We start from the raw sequence: 25008 nt of genomic DNA on the forward strand, positions 1-25008 counted from the left end.
AATAAATAAGATGTTTACTATGAATTAGAGGATTTAGTTGTTAATATAGGGTAGTGTTTTTTAGTTTACAAAATAAAAAGAAGATTTTAGTGTTTGTTAAGTGGTAGAAAATCAGAAAAGTTATTTAGAAATTTTATTTAGTAGTAATACTTTAATTTAATGTTTGAATCAATTGCGGATGATAGGTTTTAGTTTTTATTTGACTCTTTTATTGATTTGCTGAATTATATTTTTATATATTTATTGGAATTTTAGTTTTATATTTAGTTTTCTTTTTTTAGCTATTGGGTTGAACGGTAGAGTATATTTTTATTGTGAAATTTTTTAATTAATCTGTAGCTTTAAGATTGGATAGAATGCTTACTAAGAATTAGATGGTTTGGTTGTTTTAGTATATTGTAGATTGAAAGGGTATTTAGAGTGTTGTGCGGTTTTTAGTTTTAGGTTGATATAAAGATTGAATAGATTAATTTAATTTATTGGCATAATAAAGGTGTTAATATAGTGGTGTTATTTAAGAGGTATATTGTAGTTTTTTAGTTAGGTTGGATAGTTTAATGTTTGTAATAAGGTAATTGTTAATGGTTGAAAATTAGTGTTTTATATATCTTATGCTTTTTTTATTATTAGTATTACTTGAAATTATTTATTAAGGTTTGATCTCTAGTATAAGTGGAGTAGGTTGGTAGGGTTTTTTGGGTAAATAAAAAAAGGTTTTTGATATAATAATACTATCATAAGGATGCATGATGTTAGATAATAAGTATGATGATAATATTTTTTTTGATAAATATGCTTTAATGTTAAGATCTAAAGCAGGATTGGATGGTGCTGGCGAATGGGAGGATTTTAAAGCGTGTTTGCCAAGTTTAAAAGATAAAATTGTATTAGACTTAGGCTGTGGATATGGGTGGCATAGTGTTTATGCTTTAGAAAATGGTGCTAAAAAAGTTATTGCTGTTGATTTATCTTTAAGAATGTTAGAAAAAGCAAAGATTAAAACAAAAAAATATAAAAATAAAATATCCTTTTATAGAAATTCTTGTGAAGAAATAGATAAAATCATTAATTTGCAAAATATAAAATTTGATATAGTTATTAGTTCTTTAGTTTTTCACTATATAAAAGATTATGAAAAATTAATTTTTAACATCTCAAATCTTCTTAATGAAAATGGTAGTTTGGTTTTTAGTGTTGAGCATCCTGTTTTTACCGCAAATATTTCTCAAGATTTTATATATGATAATTATGGGGATATTCAATGTTTTCCTATTAAAAATTATTTTTATGAGAATAAAAATAAATATAATTTTTTAGGTGAGGATGTGGTTAAATACCACCGTACTTTAACAAGTTATATATCTACTTTATTGCAAAATAATTTTAAAATAACTAATATTATTGAACCAAAACCTTCTGATAAAATTATCAATCTTTTTCCTGAATTTAAAAACGAATTTAAAAAAGAATGGCATAGGCCTATGATGTTGATAATATCCTGCGTGAAAGAGTAGCTTGAATTTAGTTGTAGATAATTTAAGATTTTTTTTAAAAAATAATAATGTATTTTTAAGTGGTGGTGCAGGTGTTGGTAAGTCTTTTTTAACTATGGAGCTTATAAGATCTTATAGAGTTCAAGGAAAAATCGTCGTTGTGTTGGGTTCTACTGCACTTAGCGCTTTTAATATAGGCGGGGTTACTTTACATAGTTTTTTTGCTTTTAAAAGATGTCAAAATTATGATGAGTTATATTATGAAGATAGAAAGCAAAAAGATAAACTAGAAAAATTAAAGAGAATTTTAAAACAATGTGATTTGTTGGTTATTGATGAAATCTCTATGGTGAGTGCTTCATTGATGGAAATGATTTATTATAGATTATCAAGAAGTGGTTTTAATGGTAAAATTTTATTAGTTGGAGATTTTTTTCAACTTCCACCTGTGATTAATTATAGAGAAAATCAAATTCAAAGCACTTTATTTCAAAATACTTTATATGCTTTTTCTTCGCAAGCTTGGAATGATCTTAAATTTATTAATCTAAAACTTAGCGTTACAAAAAGAACTTTAGATAAGCAATTTTATGAATATTTGTTTTTTCTTAGAATGGGTGAAGTAAATAAAGAAATGCTAAATTTCTTTAAAAAAATGTTAATTAGTTCAAAAAATTTACTTGAATATATGGATGAGTATACTTTATTGTGTGCTACAAATAAAAAAACTAATTATATTAATACTGAAAAATTAAATCTTTTACAAGGCAAAGAAAGTGTATTTAAGGCAAAAGCTGAAAAACTAGATTCTACATTAGATGATAAAACTTACGAGCAGTGGATTAATGGGCTCAATTCTTTGGATGAATTAAAATTAAAAATAGGCGCTAAAATTATTTTTTGTGTGAATAATAAAGAAGAAAATTATTATAATGGGGAGCAGGGTGTTGTTTTAGATTTTATAAAAGATAAAGAGCAAGAATATATTCTAATAGAAAAAAATAACGGTGAAAGATTGAGGTTAAAACCATATGAATATACCTTAGAAGAGTATGAGTTAGACAAAGATGAAAAACTAGAAGTTAAGATAAAAGCTAAATTTGTTCAATTTCCTATAAAACTAGCTTATGCTATAACAATCCATAAATCTCAAGGTATGAGTATAGATAAATTAATATGCGATATTGATGGAATTTTTGAAAAAGGACAATTATATGTATGTTTATCAAGAGCCATTAATCCAAGTAATTTAAAAATCGTATATAATTATAAAATACCTTTTGAGGATTATTTTTTAAAAATTTTAAAATTTGATAAAGAGGTAAAACGATTTTATCTACAAGAAAAATTTATAAATTTAGAAGAAAATGGGGAGTGATTATGAGATGGGTAGTAATTTTATTTTTTTCTTTTTGCGGTATTTATGCTAATTCTTTAAGCATAGAAGATTTTAGAACAGATTTATATTCAAAGGTTGGAAATAACACTCTAAAAAAGATTGAAATGACTTTAGATTTTGAGGGAGAAAATTTAGAACAAAAGAAAATTATAGATGCTTTAAATACTATTGTATCTAGTTATTTTTATGAAGATTTATTCACAGAAGTGGGAAAAAACAATTTCAAAGAAACTTTGCTTAAATTTAGCAATAAAAAATATAAAACCCAAATAAAAAATATTTACATTCTAAAAATTAATTCAGTGAGTCAATTTGATATAGAAGAGTTGAAGCGTTTTGTAAAAGATTTAGAAAAAAAGGAAGAAGATTCAAAAGAAACCGCTAAGCAAGAAGAAAATCAAAATATTCTTAAAGTTACCAAAACTTTAGATCAAAATAACACCCAACCAAAAGATATGAATGCTACTCAAATAAGTAGTGTTAAAGATGGCAATATAAGTTTCAATCAAGATGTTAATACAAGCAAAGAAGCCATGGATATGATTTTAAAAACTATGGAAAATACACAAATGCAAATGTTAGCACCAAGTAAAGAACAAGATTTGTTTAAAGAGATACCATTTTGATTATTGGATTATATCAAAATGACTTGGGATTTTTGGTATAAAAATATTTTCGTTAATATTTTGATCAAATTTTTGGTTGTAAAAATAAATACTGACCAAATTTCCTAATTCATCTTTATAAGAAATACTGTTAAGACTACCGTTTTCTAGTTTGATATTATATGTAATATTTTCGTATTTTGCCTCATAGCTTTCGTGAGATATTAATTTTGCATTTTTAAAAATTGCTTGAAGATTTGGTAAATTTTGCAATTGTGTATAAACGGCTTGTTCTAATTCAGGTTCTATGATAATAACTTCTTTATGATTGATATAAATTTGCTTTTTATTTGGTTTGGTGTAATTCCAAAAGGCTTTATTTTGAGTAATGATAAAATTTCCTTTATAATTTAGCGAAGAATTATTACTTTGCACTTTTTGCTCAAAATCACTGCTAAAATTTTTAAAATTTATATCAAAAGCAAAAATATTATAAGCAAATATCATTAAAAATATAAAATATTTCATAATTATCCTTTAAAAATTTAACAAATTATATAAAATTTATACAAATAAAACTTTTATATAGTTCTAATTAAAATCAAGGTATAATCTAGCATATATTTTTGTAATTAAAGGTAAAAAAATGTTTTCTAGCGTATTTAAAGCAATATTTGGCACAAAAAACGATCGAGAAGTAAAAAAATATTTAAAGAGAGTTGCACAAATTAATGCTTTAGAGTCAAAATACCAAAATTTAAGTGATAATGAATTAAAACAAGTATTTATAGATTTTAAAACACAAATTCAAAAAGAAGAAAAAACTTTAGATCAAATATTAAATGATGTTTTTGCAATAGTTAGAGAAGTAGGAAAAAGAACGCTTAATATGCGCCATTTTGATGTACAATTAATTGGTGGTATGGTTTTACATGAGGGAAAAATCGCTGAAATGAAAACTGGGGAAGGTAAAACTTTGGTTGCAACTTTACCTGTTGTATTAAATGCTATGAGTGGCAAGGGTGTACATGTAGTTACTGTGAATGATTATCTAGCCAAAAGAGATGCAGAGCAAATGAGTGCTATTTATAATTTTTTAGGTTTTAGTGTGGGGGTGATACTTTCAGAGCAAAATAGCGATGAGGCGCATAAAAAAGCTTATGAGTGTGATATAACTTATGGTACAAATAATGAATTTGGCTTTGATTATTTGCGCGATAATATGAAATTTTCAAAACTTGAAAAAGTGCAAAGAGAACATAATTTTGTTATAGTTGATGAAGTAGATAGTATTTTAATAGATGAAGCAAGAACTCCGCTTATTATAAGTGGGCCTACAAATAGAACTTTAGATGGTTATATTAAAGCAAATGAAGTAGCAAAACAGATGCAAAAAGGTCAAGCAGCTGCTACTCCTCAAGAATTACCAAGTGGTGATTTTATTGTTGATGAGAAAAATAGGACTATTATGATTACAGAGGCTGGAATTTCTAAAGCAGAAAAATTATTTGGAGTAGAAAATTTATATAGTTTAGATAATGCAATATTGGCCCATCAGCTTGATCAGGCTTTAAAAGCACATAATTTATTTGAAAAAGATGTGCATTATGTATTAAGAGATAAAGAAGTTGTAATTGTTGATGAATTTACAGGAAGGTTAAGTGAAGGAAGACGTTTTAGCGATGGTTTGCACCAAGCATTAGAGGCTAAAGAAGGAGTAAAAATTCAAGAAGAAAGTCAAACTTTAGCAGATATTACTTTCCAAAATTATTTCAGAATGTATAAAAAATTAGCAGGTATGACAGGTACTGCACAAACTGAGGCAACGGAATTTTCTCAAATATATAATTTAGATGTAGTTTCTATACCTACAAATATACCGGTTGCAAGAATAGATAAAGATGATTTAATTTATAAAACTCAAGAAGAAAAATTTAAAGCAGTTATTGAAGAGATAAAAAAAGCAAATGCAAAAGGTCAGCCGGTTTTAGTAGGAACTGCAAGTATTGAAAGAAGTGAAGTATTTCATAATATGCTTGTAAAAGAACGTATTCCTCATCATGTGCTTAATGCTAAAAATCATGAGCAAGAAGCTTTGATTATTCAAGATGCGGGTAAAAAAGGTGCAGTGACTATAGCTACTAATATGGCAGGTCGTGGGGTTGATATAAAAATAGATGATGAAATAAGAGCTTTAGGAGGGCTTTATATTATAGGAACTGAACGCCATGAAAGTAGAAGAATAGATAATCAACTTCGTGGTCGTGCAGGACGTCAAGGTGATCCTGGTGTAAGTAGATTTTACTTAAGTTTAGAGGATAATCTTTTAAGAATTTTTGGCGGTGATCGCATTAAAAATATCATGGAAAGATTAGGTATAGAAGAGGGTGAGCATATAGAAAGTCGTATTGTTACAAGAGCTGTTGAGAATGCGCAAAAAAAAGTTGAAAGCTTACATTTTGAAAGCAGAAAACACTTGCTTGAATATGATGATGTGGCGAATGAGCAAAGAAAGACTATTTATAATTATAGAAATGAATTATTAGATGAAGAATTTGACTTGCAAGATAAAATTTTAAAAAATATTGTTGAGTATAGTAATCACTTAGTAAGCCAAATTTATTTAAATGCAGAACTTGAAGATGACGTTAAGCATTTTGAAAGCTTAAAGCAAAAAGTAAGTTATGAGTGTAATCTTGAGCTTAGCGAAGCTGATTTTAAAGATTTAGGTGTAATTGAAGCAGAAAATAAATTAAGTGAAATTTTAGAAAAAGCTTACAAAGATAAAATGAGTATTATTGAAGATAAGGAAGCTAGAAGAATTGAAAGAATCTTATATCTTCAAATTTTGGATAATCTATGGAGAGAGCATTTATACCAAATGGATATTTTAAAAACTGGTATAGGTTTAAGAAGTTATAATCAAAAAGATCCTTTAGTAGAATATAAAAAAGAAAGTTATAATCTTTTCATGGAGCTTGTTGAGCGTGTTAAATTTGATAGTTTAAAATTGTTATTTAATGTAGTTTTTACTCAAAAAGAAGCACAAAATTTTGAAGAAAAAAGCCATGAGCAAAATGAGCAGTTTTTAGCTAATACCACAGAAAGTGGTGTTGATGAAAACGGTGAAGCACAAATTACTAAAGTACCTAGAAATTCACCTTGTCCTTGCGGTAGTGGTAAAAAATATAAAGAATGCCATGGTAAAAGTGGTCCCAAAAAAGGTATTTTAGCTTAAGGTTTGAAATGAATTTAGTTATAGTTGAAGATGATATAAATATGAGAAAATCACTTGAAATTGCTTTGAGTGAGTATGAAGAATTTGCTATAAAATCTTATAAATCAGCAACTGAAGCTTTAAAAAAACTAAATGATGATGTTGATTTGATTATTACAGATATTAATATGCCGGGTATGGATGGTATTGAATTTGTGCAAGCTTGTGAGAATAAATATGATTTTATTATTATCACAGGTAATGCAACACTAAATCGTGCCATAGAAGCAGTAAGACTTGGAGTAAAAGATTTTCTAGTAAAACCATTTGATATTAATACTTTAGTAACTGCGATAAAACGTGCAAAAATAATCCAAGAAAAGACTTCTAAAAAAACAAATAAAAAGACTATTAAAAAAGAAGAAAATCAAGATTTTTATGGCACTTCTAAGGCTTTGGAAGATTGTTTAAAATTGGCCACTAAAGCTGCTAAGACAGATGCAAGTGTGCTTTTTTTTGGAGAAAGTGGAGTAGGTAAAGAAGTTTTTGCAAATTTTGTGCATAAAAATTCAAAAAGAGCACAAAAGCCCTTTGTGGCAATTAATATGGCAGCGATTCCATCAAATTTAATAGAAAGTGAGCTATTTGGTTTTGAAAAAGGTGCATTTACTGATGCTAATACTACTAAAATAGGTTTGTTTGAGCTTGCTAATGAAGGTACTTTGTTTTTAGATGAAATAGGTGAAATGCCTTATGAAATTCAAGCAAAATTATTAAGAGCTTTGCAGGAAAAAGAAATTACAAGATTAGGAAGTACTAAAAGTATAAAGATTGATGTAAGAATTATTAGTGCAACTAATGCTCATATGGAAAAAAAGATTGCAGATAATGAATTCAGACAAGATTTATATTATAGACTTAATACTATTCCTATTAATATACCACCGCTAAGAGAGCGTCAAGAAGAAATTTTGCAAATTGCACAAAAGGTATTACTTGATACATGTAAAGAATATGATTTTAATGAAAAAACTTTAAGTCAAGAAGCACAAGATGCTTTGCTAGCTTATGATTTTCCAGGTAATATTAGAGAGTTGATTTCTATTATACAAAGAGCGTGTATTTTAAGTGAAAATGATGAGATTAGCGCCCAAGATTTATTTTTAGAAAGTAGAAAAAGTAAAGATATTAAAAATCTTGAAAAAGAATTAATTTTAGAAGCTTTAAAAAATTCACAAGATATTACAGAGGCGGCTAAGCTTATAGGGATGAGCGAGAAAATTTTTAGCGAAAAAATGAAAAAATACAATATTACTTAAAAAGGACGGACAATGAAAAAAATAGCTATTGTAGGTGCAACAGGAGCGGTTGGCGAAGAACTTTTAAATGTTTTAGATGAGCTTGATTTCCCAATTGAAAGTATTTTACCATTAGCAAGTGCAAAAAGCGCAGGTAGTGAAGTAGAATTTAGAGGAAAAAGTTATAAAGTAAAAGAATTAACTCCAAGTGTTTTTAAAGAAAATCCTGTGGATATTGCTTTTTTTAGTGCCGGAGGAAACATAAGTGCTGAGTATGCAAAATACGCAGTAGAGTGTGGTGCTGTAGTGATTGATAATACTAGTCATTTTAGAATGGATGAAAATGTTCCTTTGGTAGTTCCTGAATGCAATAGCGAAGATATTAAAGATTGGGAAAAAACAGGAATTATTGCTAATCCAAATTGCTCTACTATACAAATGGTGCATGTTTTAAAACCACTTGATGATGTATTTAATCTAAAAAGGGTAGATGTAAGTACTTATCAAGCAGCAAGTGGTGCAGGTAAAGAAGGTATGGAAGAATTAGTTCAAGGAATGCAAAGTTTTTTTGCTTTTAAATTAGATGAATTTGAAGCAAAAACTTTTCCATATACCTTAGCTTTAAATTTAATTCCTCAAATAGATGTTTTTAGTGAAAATGGCTACACTAAAGAAGAATTAAAAATGGTAAATGAAACGCAAAAAATATTGCATAAAAAACTTGAAATTTCAGCAACTTGCGTAAGAGTTCCTGTGCTTAGAAGTCATAGTGAGGCTATTACTATGCATTTTGAAAAAGATGTTGATGTTGTTAAAGTTAGAGAGATACTTTCTAAAGCACCAAGTGTTGTTGTGATTGATGATATAGAAAATAAAAAATATCCTATGCCACTTTTTACAAGCGATACTAATGAAACTTATGTAGGAAGAATTAGACGTGATATTAATCATAAAAATATTTTACATTTATGGTGCGTGGCTGATCAAATTCGTGTAGGAGCTGCTACAAATGCAGTGCGTATTGCACAAAAATGGCTAGAGTTAGTTTAAAAAGGAGAAAAATGTTAGAAAGATTTTTTGAAAATTTATTAGTTAAAAGTCGTTTGGTTACTATTTTACCTGTAATTTTTGGTTTAATAGGAGCTTTTGTTTTATTTTTTATTGCAAGTTATGATGTGATTAAGGTTTTAAAATATGTATTTGAGTATTTTATGTTGCCTAATTCTACAGTGGATTTGCATGAAGATATTGTTGGTTTGATTATAGGAGCTGTAGATTTATATTTAATGGCTTTGGTTTTATTTATTTTCTCTTTTGGAATTTATGAACTTTTTATTAGCGAAATAGAAGAATTTAAACAAACTAAGCAATCAAAAGTTTTAGAAGTACACAGTTTAGATCAACTAAAAGATAAACTTGCAAAAGTAATTATTATGGTCTTAGTTGTAAATTTTTTCCAAAGAATTCTACAAATGCAACTAAATACAGTTTTAGATATGACTTATCTTGCAGGTTCTATTTTGGCTCTTTGTATAGGACTTTATTTTTTACACAAAAGTGATCATTAAAATAAGGAATAAAAATGATTTTTATTGATGCGTGTTTTAAAAAATCAACCCCTTATACTCCAGTTTGGATGATGCGTCAAGCAGGAAGATATCTGCCTGAGTACATGGAAGTTAGAGCAAGTGCTGGAGACTTTTTATCACTTTGTAAGGATTATAAAAAAGCAAGTGAAGTTACTTTACAACCAGTAGATATTTTGGGTGTTGATGCAGCTATTATTTTTTCAGATATTTTAGTAGTACCTTTAGAAATGGGCATGGATTTAAAATTTGAAAAAGGCGAAGGGCCAGTATTTTTAAATCCTATTAAAACAAAAGAAGAATTGGAAAGATTAGATATTGAAAAAAGTGTTAAAAAACTTTCTTATGTTTATGATGCACTAGCGCTTACTAGAGAAAAACTTGCACTAGATAAAGCTTTGATTGGTTTTTGTGGAAGTCCTTGGACTATTGCTACCTATATGATAGAGGGTAGTGGTAGTAAAAATTATGCAAAATGTAAAAAATTAGTTTATCAAAATCCTGAATTATTACATCAAATTTTATCTAAACTTACTTTGGCTTTAAAGTATTATATTCAAGAGCAAATTAGAGCAGGTGCTAATGCTGTACAGATATTTGATAGTTGGGCAAGCGCTTTAGAAAAAGAAATGTTTTTTGAGTTTTCTTTTAAATATATGCTTGAAATTGCTGATTTTATAAAGGAAAAATATCCGCATATCCCTGTGATTTTATTTCCTAAGGGGATAAGTGGGTTCTTAGATGATATAAGTGGAAATTTTGATGTCTTTGGTGTAGATTGGAGCACCCCTTTAGAATTAGCTAAGGAAAAACTAGGCACTAAATATACTTTGCAGGGTAATATGGAGCCTTGTAGATTATATGATAAAAAAGCAATTAAACAAGGCGTAGATAAAATTTTAAATATTATGCAAGATGGTGCACATATTTTTAATCTCGGACATGGAATTTTACCTGATATTCCTGTTGAAAATGCTAAATATTTTATCAAGCTAGTTCAAGAGAAATCTAAAAAGTGAATAAAATCACCTTTGGTCCTATAAGCTCAAGAAGATTTGGACTTTCTTTAGGGATTGATTTAAGTCCAAATCAAAAACAATGTAATTTTGATTGTGTATACTGTGAATTGCAAGCTGCAAAACCTATAGAGAAATCTTTGATATATCCAAAAATTCAAGAGATTATACAACAAGTAAAACAAGCTTTAGCTAGTAATGTGAAATTTGATTTTCTTACACTAACTGCAAATGGTGAGCCTAGTTTATATCCTTATTTAAAAGAATTAGTTTGTGAGTTAAATAAAATAAAGAAAGATAAAAAACTCTTAATTTTAAGTAATGGTAGTGGTGTATTAAATATAAATGCATTTGATGCTTTAATGGATATTGATGTAGTTAAATTTAGTCTTGATAGTGCTATAGAAAAAACATTTTATAGAATAGATAGGGCTTTAAAGCAAATTAAACTTGAAACAATGATAGAAAAAATGATCGCCTTTAGAGAGAAATTTTTGGGTGAACTTATCATGGAAGTGTTGATTGTACAAGGTTTAAATGATAATAAAGAAGAAATATTAGCTTTAAATGAAGCATTTGGTAAAATAAAACCATCAAGAGTAGATTTTAGCACTATAGATAGACCGCCTGCTTATCCTGTTAAAGGGATATCTTTGGAAAAGCTGGAAGAATTAAGTATGCATATTACTAATGTGCCTGTTGTGCTTGCTAAACATTGCTATAAAGGTGAAAAGATTGATTTTAATTCTCATGAGCTTTTGAAGATGTTGCAGCTTAGAGCGCAAAGTGAATTTGATATAGAAAATAAATTTAGTCAATACAGTAAAGATATATTAGAAAAATTAATCAAAGAGCAAAAAGTTATTGTAAAAAATTTAGCAGGAGTAAATTTTTACAAAAAAATATAATTTTTTGCAAAAAAACTCTTGACAAGAATGTTTTTTTCTTATATAATACCATTTCTTATTTATTGATGTTCCGGATTAGCTCAGCGGTAGAGTAGTCGGCTGTTAACCGATTGGTCGTAGGTTCGAATCCTACATCCGGAGCCACTTCTTTATTAATTGAATTCATATATTTTTAATAATCAGAAATATTTTTATATTAATTAATATTTTCTTATGATTAAGAAAATATTAATTTTTAATATCAAATGTGAAAAATTTACTTTTAAAATCGTTCCCTACTTTTTCGTATTGAAATATAGCCGGTTCTATATTTTGTACTTCATGGTATAAAAGTCCCAAAGCAAGCCTTGCTTCCAAAGTTTCCTCGTTTTCTAATCTTGCAAGTTCTAGTAAAGCAATAGCTGAATTTGGATTATTTGAGCCTATTGCAGCAACTGCAGCTAAAAATAAAGTTTGAGCATCTTTAATTTTATAATCATCAATTAAAATATTATAAAGTGTGTATGCTTCTTGGTATTCTTTTGCAAAAATATCGATATAAGCTAGTGCAAAAATCAAACCAATGGAGTTTTTACTACTCGTGGCAAGTCTTTTTTTGATATCATTTCTAACATGATTAAGTAGACCTGTGATTTGCATAAGTGTTACGTAACTATCTTTAACTATACCAGATCCACCAAATAAAGAATTAAAATCCAATTTTGCATTTAAGAAATATATTTGAGCTTGTTTGGCATATTCTTTAATATCAAGCTCCATATTTTTAGAATTAAAATATAAAATGTTGCTGATAATATCCTCACTAAGTAAATCCTTTAGTTCCTTGATTTTTTGATTTCTAAGGCTATCTAAGCTATTTCCATTTGCAGCTATAATAGTAAACATTAATTCCAAAGGTGTTGATTTTTTATTTGGAAGATTATCTAAGTAAGGAATCATAGAGGTATAGTCATTTCTAGATAGATATAATAAATATTTATAAATATTGTTATTTTGATCAATAGTGCTATCTGCTTGTAAATTTTCTAAAAATTCATTAATTAATTTTGTAGAATCTTTTTTTATTAAATCCATACAAAAAATAGCAAATATTCCAGCTATATAATTTTTTGGATTTAAGTGGTAAGCGGTTGAAAAATGTTTATAGGCATTGTTATAATCTTGTAATTGTGCATAGGTTAGTGCAAGATTATAATGAATTACATCATGGGCATGGTAAATTTCACTTAAGTTTTTAAATTCTTGGTTTGCTTCTCTTAAATGAAAATTAAAAGCTAAATTGATGGCATTAGATAATTCAACATTCACCCCAGATAAAGCTCTACTTCTAACAAGTAATTCATTTTCATACTCATAGCCTTGTATAAAATTTCCCAAGTCAGCTTTTGTGATAAGCTCCATGCTTTGTTTTATGTCAAAAACACGATAAGGTGCAAAATAAAATAACAAGTCATAAATTTGCTGTTTTCCTGTAATTAGCCTTTTAGCAAAATTTTGCTGAGCTATATCAATATTTGAAAAATTCCTTTTTAGTCTCGTTTTGATATTATAGTATTTTGCTCCTATATCTTTGTCTTTTATATATAAAGCTTTTAAAATCTGAGCTCCGCTATCATATTGCCCTGTTTTTAATTCTACTAAAGATAGAGCAACTTGACTCCTTGTTTTATGGGCGTCAATTTTGCTAGATTTTTCTAGATGTTCTTTTGCTTTAGAATAGTCTCCAATTCTAGCATATAGTAATCCTAGAGGAAGATTAACATCATATTCTTCTTGTTTTGATAAGAAATCAATTGCATATTTTTCGGATTGTAAAGCGGAATAAATTTTCCCACTAAGATAATAAGATTTGTCTTTGTATGACTGGCTGTTAACTTTCATAAACATTTGTAATGCTTCTGGAAAATAGCCTTGGTAATAATTAATTAAACCAAGATAATAATCATATAGTGAAGATTTTGAGTCTTGAGGAAGATATACCTTTGCAAGGTCGATATAATAATCAAATTTTGTTTTATCTCCTAGATAAAAATAACATACTGCTAAATTAATTGCCGCTGCTACTTTGTGTTCTTCTAATTCTAAAGATTGTTTGAAATTTTCTATAGCGCTAATATAATCTTTTTGTTTCATTTGGGCTACGCCAAGATTATAGCTAGATAAAGATTGATTAAAAATATTAATGTTATTATAAAGTTCTAGAGCACTTTCTACATCACCTTTTTCGTATAATAAATTAGCTTTTTGTACTACAAGATCTAATGCTGATTGTTTTACTTTTGTGATGCTTGTGCTAGCATTGTCATCTAAGACTTGAGTATTTAAAACGGATTTTTTGTCTTCTTTGAAAATTATGAGTAAAATTAAGACTATAAGTAGTATTAAAGCAAGACTTCCAAGTGCTGAAATTAAAATAATGAATTTTTTATCAAAATATTTTTTCTTTTCCTCATGTTGTGGCGTTTGAGGTTCATCTTCTACTCTTTGGAAAGTACTTTCTTCTTCTAGTTCAGGAGGAATTATTCCAGGAGGAATGGTTTGCTCTTCCACTCCTGGATTTTCATCAAGATCTGAAAATTGTTTTTCTAGTGCTACTTCTTCAGCCATGTTCCCTCTTAAAAGTATTTTCTTAACACATCAGGAATTCTTATATTTCCATCTTTTTCTTGATAATTTTCCATAATAGCTACCAACGTTCTACCAACAGCTAATGAAGAACCATTAAGTGTGTGAACCAATTCGTTTTTGCCTTTATCATTTTTAAAGCGAATTTTTGCACGTCTTGCTTGAAAATCTTTGCAATTTGACACAGAGCTAATTTCACGGTATTTATTTTGTGATGGAAGCCAAACTTCTAAATCTACTGTTTTAGCAGCTGAAAAACCTAAATCTCCAGTACAAAGCATCAAGTGTCTATGTGCTAGACCTAAAGAACTTAGCAAATCACTAGCACAATTTAGCATTTCTTCAAACATCAATTCACTTTGGTCAGGCTTGCATATGCTAACAAGTTCCACTTTTTCAAATTGATGTTGTCTTATAATACCCCTTGTATCTCTACCTGCACTTCCTGCTTCTTGTCTAAAACAAGCACTATAACAAGTCATTTTTAAAGGTAATTCTTCTTGAGTTAAAATTTCATTAGAATAAAGATTAGTTACGGGGATCTCAGAGGTTGAGATGAGGTATAAATCATCATTTTCTATCTTATACATATCGTCTTTAAATTTAGGAAGTTGTCCAGTGCCATACATGGTTGTACTATTTACTAAAAATGGTACATTAACTAATTCAAAACCTCTACTTCTATTAAAATCTATCATATAATTTACTAAAGCTCTACTTAGCAAAGCTCCCTCATTTTTAAGTACACAAAAGCGACTTTGTGAGATTTTAACCCCTCTAGCAAAATCAAGCCAATTTAACTTTTCTCCCAAATCATGATGTTCTTTGATTTCAAAATCAAAGCTTGGTGGAGTCAGAATTTTTTTTAATTCTACATTCTCATCCTCATCTTCTCCAAAAGGCACACAATCATCAGGGATATTTGGTATTGCTAGGGCAATTTGTTCTAATTTTTCTTCTAGTGTGCTAACGATTTTTGATTGAGTATTAATTTTTTCTTTATTTTGACTTAGTTGCGCTTTTAAACTTTCTTTATCTTGCGCTGTTGCAAGTTCTTTACTAAATTTATTTTGAAAAGCTTGAAATTCTTCTAAAAGTGCTTTTTCTTTTTTTAAATTTATAAATAAATCACTCAGCTCTTTAAGTAAATTTTCATCCACTTTTTTAGCTTTTAGTTTTTGTGCAATTTCATCAAAATTATTTTGCAAAAGTTTTAAATCTAACATTCTAGCTCCTTTTATAGTCCTATTTTAGCATAAATTTTTTCCATTGTTTCTTGGGCTTGTTTTTTTGCTTTGCTTGCTCCAAATTCTAAAATCTCTTCAATTTTAGAAGGATTAGCTAGTAATTTTTCATATTCTTCCTTAGCCGAGGCAAAATACTCACTAATGATTTCATTTAGATACATTTTAAAATGCCCATAGCCTTCGCCACCTTTTTCATAGCGACTTTTTAAAGCCTCTTGTTTTGTATTGTCTAAAAATAATTTTGCGATTTTAAATACATTACAATTTTGCCAATCTTTTGGATCTTCTAAAGCCGTACTATCTGTGACAATAGATGAAATTTGTTTTTTAATAGCTTTTGGTGTATTAAAAATATCGATTGTATTTTGATAAGACTTGCTCATTTTGGCTCCATCAGTACCAGGTACTACCGCAACTTCATCATTAACTTTAGCTTGAGGTAGGGTAAAAATTTCACCCCATTCATTATTTACTTTTAAGGCGATATCTCTTGCTATTTCAACGTGTTGAATTTGATCTTTACCTACAGGAACTATTTGAGCATTAAAAAGTAAAATATCTGCAGCCATTAAAACAGGATAGGAAAAAAGTCCATGATTAGCATTTAAACCTTTGGCAATTTTATCTTTATAACTATGTGCTCTTTCTAAAAGTCCCATTGGGGTAAATTGAGATAGAATCCAATAAAGCTCCATCACTTCTTTTACATCACTTTGTAGCCAAAACACGCTTTTTTGCGGATCAATTCCTAAACTTAAAAAAGCTGCCGCAGCCTTAAGTGAATTTTGTTTAAGTTTTTCTCCATCAAAACTTGAAGTCATGGCATGATAATTTGCTATAAACATATACATTTGATTTTCTTCTTGCATATTTAGCATTTGTCTTATAGAGCCAAAATAATTTCCTATATGCAAATCCCCGCTTGGTTGCAATCCTGTAATAACTCTCATTTCACCTCTTTTTTAATTTCTTTAATAATCTCGTTAATGCTTTTATTTTCAATATTTATAGTAATGTTTGCTTTTTTTTCATATTTTTTTATTCTTTGATCAAAAAGAATTTTGGCATTATTTGTATTTGCAAGTAAAGGTCTAGTGGTTAATCCTTCCTTGTTTAATCTTTGTAAAAGATAATCAAAACTCGCTTTTAAGTAAACGATAGTGCCAATATTTTTTAATTTTTTTTGTTCTATGAAGCCACCGCCACTTGCAATAGAGCAATTTTGCAAACAATGTAAAAACAAAGCTATTTTTTGCTCTTCCTTGCGGAATTTTTTTTCTCCATATGTTTTGAAAAAATCATTAATTTCAAGATTAAATTTTTCTTTGATTAAACTGTCTGTATCTAAAAATACTTTATCATATTTTTTAGCATAAGCTCTTGCTATAGTTGTTTTACCACAGCCCATAAAGCCTACAAAAAGGAGATTATCCTTCTTGCTCATCTTTGCTACCTTTTTTTCTTGAAGCTAAAATCAAAGGAACACCTTCAAAGTTAAATTGTTTTCTAATTTGGTTTTGTAAATATCGTTTATAACTAAAATGCAAAGCTTTTGGTCTATTCATAATTAGAGCTATTTTTGGAGGTGCTAAGTCGTATTGAACCGCATAATAAATTTTTACTAATTTACCATAATCATGTGGTAGTGGGTGGGCTTTAGTGGCTTCTTCTACCAAGGCATTTAATTTTGCAGTTGGAATTTTTTGTGTGAAATTTGCAAAAACTTCTAAAATTTTATCCAAAAGTACATGCACTCTTTTTCCGCTTAAAGCTGATACGCTTACAACGGGTGCATAAGCTAGAAATTTAAAACGATCTAGTTTTAATTCTTTTAAAGTTTTATCAAAATCAAGCTCACTTTTATCCCATTTATTAAGCACGATAATCACACCTAAACAATGCTTAGCAGCAAGTCCTGCAATACGCTCATCGAGTTCGTTAAAACCTTCAGCCGCATCTAGCACTAAAAGTGCAATTTGAGCATTAGCTAGGGCATATTCAGTTCTATTTAGTGCATAACGCTCTAAGCCTTGTATTTTCCCACGTTTTCTAATACCTGCAGTGTCTACAAATTCGATGATTTTATCTTTATGTATAATGCTTTCATTAACAGGATCGATCGTAGTACCTGCTATATCACTTACCACGCTACGTTCTTCTTTAACTAAGGCATTTAAAAGACTTGATTTTCCTACATTTACCCTGCCGATAATTCCCACTTTAATATGATTTTCATTGATGGTTTTTAGCTTAAAATCTCCGCTATTTTCATCAAAATTTTCTAAATAACTTTCAAAGTCTTCTTCTTCATCTGCATTTAAATAACTTTCATTTAAAAACTTACCAGCCCACATACAAAGTTCATCAATGCCTATATTATGTGTAACCGAGATGTTAAAAACTTCTTTTACTCCAAAATTAGAAAATTCCCAAGATCTTTCTTCGTCTTTTTTGTTATCGACTTTATTGATTACTAAAGCTATGGGTTTGTTAAGTTTTTTCATTTCATAAAAAAATGCTTTATCTTCATCATCAGGTAAAAATTTACCATCCACCATATAAAAGATAATATCGCTATTTTTAGCAGCTTTAAGCGAATTTGCTTTGACATTTTTAAAAAGCTCATTGCTCTCATCAAGCCCACCACTATCTATCAATAAAGCTTTTTTGCCATCAATTTCTACTTCTATTTTGTTAGTATCTCTTGTAGTTCCGCTTATGTCACTAGTTATCGCAATGCGTTTTTTTGCAAGTCTATTAAAAAGACTTGATTTACCAACATTTGGTTTTCCTATTAAAATAATACTTTGCATTAATACTCATTTTTTAAATTTTTATTTGTGATTATATAAAAATTGCCTTAAAATTAAGCAAAAAAGACTAAAATAACGGGAATTTTTATATGGAATTTATATGTTAAGAATAGTTAAAAAGAATTTAGGTATATATTTTATGATTATTGCTTCCATAGAATTTGCACTTGTAGGTGCTTGTGCAAAAATTCTTAGTGAAGAATTATCATCGATTGAAATTATGTTTTTTAGAAATATTATAGGAACAGCTTTTATGCTTTATGCGCTTTCAAAATTAAATTTTCATAAAAGTGGCGGACATCTTGGACTGCTTATTTTTAGAGGTATTATAGGAACGATTGCTTTATATCTTTTCTTTTATAATGTTTCTAATATTTCATTAGGCGGTGCTTTTGCTTTTCAAAAAACAGCACCTATTTTTATAGCTTTGATTGCTTTTTTGTTTTTTAAAGAAAGTTTAGGAATAAAAGCTTGTTTTGGGATTTTGATCGCTTTTATAGGAGTGTTGTTAATTTGTCAGCCTTTTGCAGATAGCACTACGCATTCAGGTTTTGATTTAAAAAATAGTATTTTAGGAATTTTAAGTGGTTTTTGTGCAGCTTTAGCGCTAACTAGTGTAAGAGAGCTTAGAAAATCATACCCAGCACCTTTTATAGCTTTATCTTTTGTTTTAATTGGTACTCTTATGCCTTTAATGTCTATGATTATAGGTTCTTTTTATGAAATAAAAGAGCTTGATTTTTTAATTGCTCCTTTTGTTATGCCTAGTCTTAAAGCTTGGATTTTTATTGTTTTGATGGGAATTTTTGGAGCAATGTATCAAATTCATGTTACTAAAGCTTATGGTGTAGCAAAAAAGGCAGGGATTGTTGCAGGGGTTAGTTATATAGATGTAGTTTTTACTTTATTTTTGGGCATATTATTAGGAGATGAATTTCCTAGTTTTATGGTTTTTATAGGAATTTTTAGCATTATTTTAGGAGGAATTATTTTGGTTAGTAAGCAAACAAAAGGAAAGAAAAATGGAAAATAAAGCAGATTTAATTTATGGTTTAGAAGATAAACCACCCTTTGCTAAGGCGTTTTTTGCTGCATTAGTGCATTTGATGGCTATGTTTGTGGCTGTGATTACACCTGCTTTGTTAATTTGCAAGGGTCTTGGAATAGATGATGCTAATACAGCTAGAATTATATGTATGTCACTTTTTGCTTCAGGTGTTGCTTCGCTTTTGCAGATTAAAACTTGGGGTCCTATAGGGAGCGGACTTTTATCTATTCAAGGGACTAGTTTTAACTTTGTTGCGCCTATTATTTTAGGTGGGCTTGTTTTAAAAAATAATGGTTTATCGCAAGAAGCAATGCTTGGAGCTATTTTTGGCACTTTGATGCTTTGTTCTACTACTGAAATGATTATTTCTCAAATTTTACCTTTTGTAAGAAGAGTGATTTCGCCTTTGGTTTCTGGTATAGTAGTGATGATTATAGGTCTTAGTTTGATTAATGTTGGCCTTGTAAGTGCAGGGGGTGGATTTGCGGCTAAAGCAAGTGGTGAGTTTGGTTCTTTGCAAAATTTATTATTAGCCGGAGTTGTAATTTTAAGTATTATTGTTTTAAATCGTTTTAATAATGCCTATATAAGAATTTCTTCTTTATTTATAGCTATGATAATAGGGCTTTTAGTAGCTATGACTTTTGAAAATTTTAGCTTTGATTTTAATGAAAATTTGCCTTTAGTGTTTTTACCTGATCCTTTGCATTATGGTTTGAGTATTGATTATAATCTCATTTTGCCTTTGATCTTGGTTTTTATGGTAACTTCTTTAGAAACTATTGGTGATATTAGTGCTACTAGCGAAGTTTCCAATCAGCCGGTTAAAGGTGAACTTTATGCAAAAAGATTAAAAGGTGGGGTTTTAGCAAATGGTTTTAATTCCTTTGTTTCAGCCTTTTTTAATACTTTTCCAAATTCATGTTTTGGGCAAAATAATGGCGTTATAGCTTTAACGGGTGTTGCAAGTCGCTATGTGGGGTTTATTGTAGCTTTTATGTTGATGATTTTGGGTTTATTTCCTATTGTGGCTGATATTACTTTGCAAATTCCAGAACCTATTTTAGGTGGAGCAACTTTAGTAATGTTTGGTACTATAGCCGCAACGGGTGTTAGGATTATTTCTAAAGAAAATTTAAATCGTCGCTCCATTATCATTATAGCTATGAGTTTAGGTATAGGGCTTGGAGTTTCTAATAATCCTGATATTTTAGAATTTATGCCAATGTGGTTTAAAACTTTATTTTCTTCAGGGATTGCAGCAGGTGGGATTACAGCTATTATTTTAAATTTTGTTTTCCCTCTTGAAGAAAATAATAAAAATAAAGTAAAATAATAAAAAACAAGGAAAAATGATGAAAAAAATGATACTAATAGCAGGGCCTTGTGTGATAGAAAATGAAGAGCTTGTTTTTAAGGTTGCGCAAGAGCTTGAATGCTTTTTAAAAGATGACAGAATTGATTTTTATTTTAAATCAAGTTTTGATAAAGCAAATAGAACTAGTATTAATAGTTTTAGAGGACCAGGTCTTGAAAAAGGTTTGGAAATTTTGCAAAAAGTGAAAGATAAATTTGGTATGCAAATTCTTACTGATATTCATGAGAGTTCTCAGGCAAGTGTTGCGGCTGAGGTTGTAGATGTTTTACAAATTCCAGCCTTTTTATGCAGGCAAACTGATTTATTAGTAGCTGCTGCTAAAACAAAGGCTAAGGTAAATGTAAAAAAGGGACAATTTTTAAATCCTGAAGATATTAAATATAGTGTAGCTAAAATTTTACAAACTAGAGGCATCAACGAAGAAGGTTTTGAAATAGCCAAAGAAAATGGGGTTTTTGTAGCTGAGAGAGGTTCGAGTTTTGGCTATGGAAATTTAGTTGTAGATATGAGAAGTTTGGTTATCATGAGAAAATATGCTCCAGTTATTTTTGATGCTACTCATAGTGTGCAAATGCCAGGAGCAAATGGTGGAAGTAGTGGAGGCAAAAGTGAATTTGTAGAGCCTTTAGCAAGAGCTGCTGCTAGTGTAGGTATAGATGGATTTTTCTTTGAAACGCACATTGATCCTTGCAAAGCTTTATGCGATGGACCAAATATGCTTGATCTTTCAAGACTTAAAAACTGCGTAAATACGCTTTTAAAAATTCAAGAAATCATTTAAAAAGGAAAATTATGAATATAATAGAAGGAAATTTAAGTTTAAAAGGTGATGAGAAAATTGCGATTATCAATGCAAGATTTAATCATATCATCACAGATCGTTTAGTTGAAGGTGCTAAAGATGCTTTTTTAAGACATGGGGGTAAGGAAGAAAACTTAAGTCTTATTTTAGTGCCAGGTGCTTTTGAAATTCCTTTTGCATTAAAACAAGCTTGTGAGAGTAAAAAATTTGATGGAATTTGTTGTGTTGGAGCGGTAATTCGTGGAAGTACACCACATTTTGATTATGTAGCAGCTGAAACTACCAAAGGTATAGCAAACGTAGGGCTTGGAGCTAATGTGCCTGTAAGCTTTGGAGTTTTAACAACCGATACTTTAGAGCAAGCTATAGAAAGAGCAGGTAGTAAAGCAGGTAATAAAGGCTTTGAAGCTATGCTTACTGTAGTTGAAATGCTTAATTTAATCCAAAAAATTAAGGTTTAAAATGGCTACTAGACACCAAGTAAGACAGAGTATTGTTTCTTTGCTTTATGCAGCACAGTTAAACCAAGAAAATAAAGATTTTATCAATGAATTTTTAGATGAGAAAAAAATTCGCAATGACCAAAGAAAATTCACTCTAGATTTATATAATGGTATTAATGAGCAACTTGCTTTGCTTGATGAGAAAATTAATGAGTGTTTAAAAGAGCATAAGTTAGATGGAGTAGCTAATATAGAAAAGGCTATTTTGCGTTTGGGTGCTTATGAGATTTTATTTACATCTACACAAAAAGCGATTGTTATTAATGAGGCTATAGAGCTTGCAAAAGAAATGGCAGGAGATAATGCTCCTAAATTTATCAACGGGGTGTTGGATAAAATCAACAAGGAAAAGCAATGAAACTTTGTGTGGCTTTTGATGTAGCAAGTTATGATGAATGTATAAATTTAGCCAAAGAATTAAAAGGTTTAGATCTTTGGGTTAAAATAGGGCTTAGATCGTATTTAAGAGATGGAATAAAGCTTTTAGAGGCGATTAAAAAAGTGGATGATTTTAAAATCTTTTTAGATTTAAAGCTTTATGATATACCAAATACTATGGCAGATGCTTGCGAAGAACTTGCTAAGCTTGATGTGGATATGTTTAATATCCATGCAAGTGCAGGTAAAAGTGCTATGTGTATGATTATGGAGCGTTTAAACGCTTTAAGTAAAAGACCTTTGGTGCTTGCTGTGTCTGCTTTAACTAGTTTTGATGAGCAAGAATTTTTTAGTGTATATAAACAAGATATCAAACAAGCCGTTAAGGATTTTTCTAAAATTAGCTATGAAAGTGGTCTTGATGGTATGGTTTGTTCGGTATATGAAAGTTTATTGATAAAAGAAAACACTAATTCAAATTTTATCACATTAACCCCTGGAATTCGTCCTTTTAAAGAAAATTCAGACGATCAAAAAAGAGTAGCTGATATACAGTGTGCTAAGGATAATTTGTCAGATTTTATCGTGGTTGGAAGACCTATTTATAAAGCAAAAGAACCTAGAAAGGTTTGTGAGGATATATTAGAGCATTTAAAATAAGCCTTTAGGCTTATTTTAAATATACTTTCATTTTTTTATTTTCCAAAACAATTCCATCATCATCGCTAGTAATTTGAAAATCTCCGTTGAAATTTCTTAAGAAATTATCTTCAAATTTCATAGATTCTTGATCACAAAGCATTTTTGTTGAAGCAAGATTATCTTCTATTTTAATGCTATTTCCTTGATCTTTATAGCCACCAAAAAATCTATTACATCCTGAAATACCAAAAACTCTTTTGTCCTTATTATCAAAACTAATGCTTGCTTTAGAATTTTGAGGAAGTTCATAGCTTTTTCCATTAGCTTCATAAGAACTTATGGTAAATTCTTTATTTTGTAAATCATCAACACTTAAATTTGCCACAGAACACCCACTAAAAATAGCTAAGCTTGCTATACTTAATGTAATTATTTTTTTCATTTTGATTCTCCTTATACATGAAAATGTTTTAATTCATCTTCTAAATTTTGACAAACTACATTTAACTCATGAGCAACATCAAGTAAAATTTTTGAAATTTCTTCATTTTTGTCGCTTAATTTTACTGTTTCTTGCATTTTATCAAGCAAAGATTGTAAAGTTTCTTGTGTACTTGAGATTTTTTGCATACAAGCATTTGCTAAATCTCTTGCATTTTCATTGCAAACTTTTACTTCATTAGTTCCTTCTACAAGATCTTTTGCATCTTGATTTAGAGAATTAATTTCTTTAGCATTGTGTTTTAACTCTTTGGAAACTTCATTAATACTATCTACTAATTGCTTGGTCACAATAGCAATATTTTTTAAAAATTCTTCTGAGTTTTGAGCAAGATTTCTTACATCTTCAGCAATAACTGAAAAACCGCGACCAAATTCCCCAGCACGTGCTGCTTCAATACCTGCATTTAATGATAAAAGATTAGTTTTATCAGCTATTTCTCCCATCATATCAGAAGCTTTTTTAATCTCTTCTGCTTGTTTTTCCATAACTTCAACTTTTTGAGATAACACATCTTCATTTTCTGCAACAACTCTTACTTTGTCAACTACCTGATTTAGTGAATCAAGCATAGTGTTTAAAACTTCAAAAGATTTTGTATTTGCCTTATTTGCATTGTTTGAAAGTTCAGCAAGATCTTGCAATTCTGTATGTATTTGCTCGCTTAAATGATAAGATTCATCAGTTTTTGTATGGCCTTCTTTGGTTCTATTTGCTAGATCAAGTGCATTGGCATTTAAAAGTTTAGATTGTTTATCTACCATTTGAGAATTTTCATTGGTAGAAATCACTGCATTTTGAATTTTTTCAATAAATTGATTAATATAAGTACAAGCCTTACCTATTTCATCAGTACTTTTTATGTTAATTCTTGCGCGTAAATCTCCATCGCCACTAGCTAATTCTTTAGCGTGTTTTAAAAGATCTAAAACAGGATTACCCACAACTATTTTCAAGATATAAAGTACAGCAAAAACAGTAAAAAGTAAAGCTATACTAAAAATCACAATATAGGTTCTAGCTGAACTTGCCAAATCATCATCTACATGTTTTAAGTCATTATACATATCCATAACCCCTAAAACATCACCTTCTTTAGCATTAGCATGACAAGCTAAGCAACTTTCATTAGCAATTAATGGGCGTATGAGTCTTAGATAATGCCCTTGATCATTATTAATCTCAACCGCTTTAATTTCTGGTTTGTTAAATTGCTCATTGATAATACTTTCATCACTTTTTGTATATTTTTGCATTTCAAAAAGCTCAATGGTGCTTTTGGAAGGATAAATTTTAATATCTTTTATGCCTTCTATTTCACCTGCTTCTTTTATAGCTTGTTCTATGATGGTAGGATCACCCAAATTCATCGCCATTCTTAGTGTTTGAAAAACAGAAGTGCTTAAGGTATCTAAATTTGCACGGCTGATTCTATCGGTCGTTTGCTGAGAGTCTTTTTGTAAAATAATTTGCATAATAATAAAACTAATTAGCAATGTAGAAATCATTGCTAAAGATATCTTTGCACCTATGCTTTTAAACATTTAA

Annotated in this window: 23 protein-coding genes and 1 tRNA gene; 16 read left to right on the forward strand and 8 right to left on the reverse strand. The window is 29.2% G+C overall.

The window, feature by feature from the left end; translation table 11 throughout:
- The first annotated feature begins 749 nt into the window (after positions 1–749).
- The 3 genes from CAMP5053_RS06085 to CAMP5053_RS06095 are packed head-to-tail and all read left to right on the forward strand — an operon-like array spanning position 750 to position 3518.
- The gene (locus CAMP5053_RS06085; protein WP_214100511.1) at positions 750–1514 is read left to right on the forward strand and encodes a class I SAM-dependent methyltransferase; all 765 of its coding nucleotides are present in this window, start codon (positions 750–752) and stop codon (positions 1512–1514) included.
- Between the two features lies 1 nt (position 1515).
- Entirely contained in the window at positions 1516–2871 is a 1356-nt protein-coding gene (locus tag CAMP5053_RS06090) for an ATP-dependent DNA helicase (RefSeq protein ID WP_214100512.1), read from the forward strand.
- A 2-nt stretch (positions 2872–2873) separates the two neighbouring features.
- The gene (locus tag CAMP5053_RS06095) at positions 2874–3518 is read left to right on the forward strand and encodes a flagellar basal body-associated FliL family protein (RefSeq protein ID WP_214135806.1); all 645 of its coding nucleotides are present in this window, start codon (positions 2874–2876) and stop codon (positions 3516–3518) included.
- Here CAMP5053_RS06095 and lolA read toward each other — a convergent pair whose 3' ends face one another.
- Positions 3519–4025 (reverse strand): LolA-like outer membrane lipoprotein chaperone, encoded by a 507-nt coding sequence (gene lolA / locus CAMP5053_RS06100; protein WP_087699518.1) that lies wholly within the window; start codon positions 4023–4025, stop codon positions 3519–3521.
- A gap of 118 nt (positions 4026–4143) precedes the next feature.
- Here lolA and secA point away from each other — a divergent pair, with 118 nt between their 5' ends.
- The 7 genes from secA to CAMP5053_RS06135 all read left to right on the forward strand — a co-directional run bounded on the left by secA (position 4144) and on the right by CAMP5053_RS06135 (position 11666).
- On the forward strand, positions 4144–6735 hold the full coding sequence (gene secA / locus CAMP5053_RS06105) for a preprotein translocase subunit SecA (RefSeq protein ID WP_087699516.1): 2592 nt from the start codon (positions 4144–4146) through the stop codon (positions 6733–6735).
- Between the two features lie 8 nt (positions 6736–6743).
- On the forward strand, positions 6744–8033 hold the full coding sequence (locus tag CAMP5053_RS06110) for a sigma-54-dependent transcriptional regulator (protein WP_337217482.1): 1290 nt from the start codon (positions 6744–6746) through the stop codon (positions 8031–8033).
- A gap of 12 nt (positions 8034–8045) precedes the next feature.
- Entirely contained in the window at positions 8046–9062 is a 1017-nt protein-coding gene (locus CAMP5053_RS06115; protein ID WP_337217483.1) for an aspartate-semialdehyde dehydrogenase, read from the forward strand.
- Positions 9063–9073: 11 nt separating this feature from the next.
- Positions 9074–9580 (forward strand): YqhA family protein, encoded by a 507-nt coding sequence (locus CAMP5053_RS06120; RefSeq protein WP_087699510.1) that lies wholly within the window; start codon positions 9074–9076, stop codon positions 9578–9580.
- A gap of 14 nt (positions 9581–9594) precedes the next feature.
- A complete protein-coding gene (gene hemE / locus CAMP5053_RS06125) occupies positions 9595–10617 on the forward strand; it encodes a uroporphyrinogen decarboxylase (RefSeq protein WP_087699509.1) in 1023 nt (340 codons plus the stop codon).
- Entirely contained in the window at positions 10614–11522 is a 909-nt protein-coding gene (locus tag CAMP5053_RS06130; protein ID WP_087699508.1) for a radical SAM protein, read from the forward strand. Before hemE ends, CAMP5053_RS06130 begins: the two co-directional genes overlap by 4 nt.
- A 69-nt stretch (positions 11523–11591) precedes the next feature.
- Positions 11592–11666: transfer RNA gene (locus CAMP5053_RS06135), tRNA-Asn, on the forward strand.
- A gap of 84 nt (positions 11667–11750) precedes the next feature.
- Here the strand turns inward: CAMP5053_RS06135 and CAMP5053_RS06140 are convergent.
- Genes CAMP5053_RS06140 through der form a run of 5 tightly spaced genes read right to left on the reverse strand, consistent with a single transcriptional unit; the run spans position 11751 to position 18207 of the window.
- Positions 11751–14129, reverse strand: a complete 2379-nt coding sequence (locus tag CAMP5053_RS06140; protein WP_087699506.1) for a tetratricopeptide repeat protein — start codon at positions 14127–14129, stop codon at positions 11751–11753.
- An 8-nt stretch (positions 14130–14137) separates the two neighbouring features.
- Positions 14138–15373: a serine--tRNA ligase gene (gene serS / locus CAMP5053_RS06145; protein WP_087699504.1), complete on the reverse strand. Its 1236-nt coding sequence runs from the start codon at positions 15371–15373 to the stop codon at positions 14138–14140.
- A gap of 11 nt (positions 15374–15384) precedes the next feature.
- Positions 15385–16344: a tryptophan--tRNA ligase gene (trpS, locus tag CAMP5053_RS06150; RefSeq protein ID WP_214100517.1), complete on the reverse strand. Its 960-nt coding sequence runs from the start codon at positions 16342–16344 to the stop codon at positions 15385–15387.
- The gene (locus CAMP5053_RS06155) at positions 16341–16838 is read right to left on the reverse strand and encodes a shikimate kinase (protein WP_214135809.1); all 498 of its coding nucleotides are present in this window, start codon (positions 16836–16838) and stop codon (positions 16341–16343) included. Before CAMP5053_RS06155 ends, trpS begins: the two co-directional genes overlap by 4 nt.
- On the reverse strand, positions 16822–18207 hold the full coding sequence (der, locus tag CAMP5053_RS06160) for a ribosome biogenesis GTPase Der (protein WP_263667340.1): 1386 nt from the start codon (positions 18205–18207) through the stop codon (positions 16822–16824). Before der ends, CAMP5053_RS06155 begins: the two co-directional genes overlap by 17 nt.
- A 100-nt stretch (positions 18208–18307) precedes the next feature.
- Between der and CAMP5053_RS06165 the strand changes: the two genes are divergently transcribed.
- Genes CAMP5053_RS06165 through pyrF form a run of 6 tightly spaced genes read left to right on the forward strand, consistent with a single transcriptional unit; the run spans position 18308 to position 22976 of the window.
- Positions 18308–19240: a DMT family transporter gene (locus CAMP5053_RS06165; RefSeq protein ID WP_214100520.1), complete on the forward strand. Its 933-nt coding sequence runs from the start codon at positions 18308–18310 to the stop codon at positions 19238–19240.
- Complete coding sequence (locus CAMP5053_RS06170) at positions 19230–20591, forward strand: uracil-xanthine permease family protein (protein WP_214100521.1); 1362 nt, start codon at positions 19230–19232, stop codon at positions 20589–20591. The genes CAMP5053_RS06165 and CAMP5053_RS06170 overlap by 11 nt, the downstream gene beginning before the upstream one ends.
- Positions 20592–20610: 19 nt before the next feature.
- On the forward strand, positions 20611–21414 hold the full coding sequence (gene kdsA / locus CAMP5053_RS06175) for a 3-deoxy-8-phosphooctulonate synthase (protein WP_087699493.1): 804 nt from the start codon (positions 20611–20613) through the stop codon (positions 21412–21414).
- Positions 21415–21425: 11 nt separating this feature from the next.
- On the forward strand, positions 21426–21896 hold the full coding sequence (gene ribH, locus CAMP5053_RS06180; RefSeq protein WP_337217484.1) for a 6,7-dimethyl-8-ribityllumazine synthase: 471 nt from the start codon (positions 21426–21428) through the stop codon (positions 21894–21896).
- A gap of 1 nt (position 21897) precedes the next feature.
- Positions 21898–22296: a transcription antitermination factor NusB gene (nusB, locus tag CAMP5053_RS06185; protein ID WP_214100522.1), complete on the forward strand. Its 399-nt coding sequence runs from the start codon at positions 21898–21900 to the stop codon at positions 22294–22296.
- A complete protein-coding gene (gene pyrF, locus CAMP5053_RS06190; protein WP_214126104.1) occupies positions 22293–22976 on the forward strand; it encodes an orotidine-5'-phosphate decarboxylase in 684 nt (227 codons plus the stop codon). Before nusB ends, pyrF begins: the two co-directional genes overlap by 4 nt.
- Before the next feature lie 10 nt (positions 22977–22986).
- Here the strand turns inward: pyrF and CAMP5053_RS06195 are convergent, their stop codons facing one another.
- Together CAMP5053_RS06195 and CAMP5053_RS06200 are read right to left on the reverse strand one after the other, a co-directional pair.
- Positions 22987–23400, reverse strand: a complete 414-nt coding sequence (locus CAMP5053_RS06195) for an META domain-containing protein (RefSeq protein ID WP_263667342.1) — start codon at positions 23398–23400, stop codon at positions 22987–22989.
- Between the two features lie 11 nt (positions 23401–23411).
- Entirely contained in the window at positions 23412–25004 is a 1593-nt protein-coding gene (locus CAMP5053_RS06200; protein ID WP_214126106.1) for a methyl-accepting chemotaxis protein, read from the reverse strand.
- Positions 25005–25008 lie beyond the last annotated feature (4 nt).

This window comes from Campylobacter sp. S4:11 (genome assembly GCF_024723695.1).
Lineage (GTDB): Bacteria > Campylobacterota > Campylobacteria > Campylobacterales > Campylobacteraceae > Campylobacter_D > Campylobacter_D jejuni_C.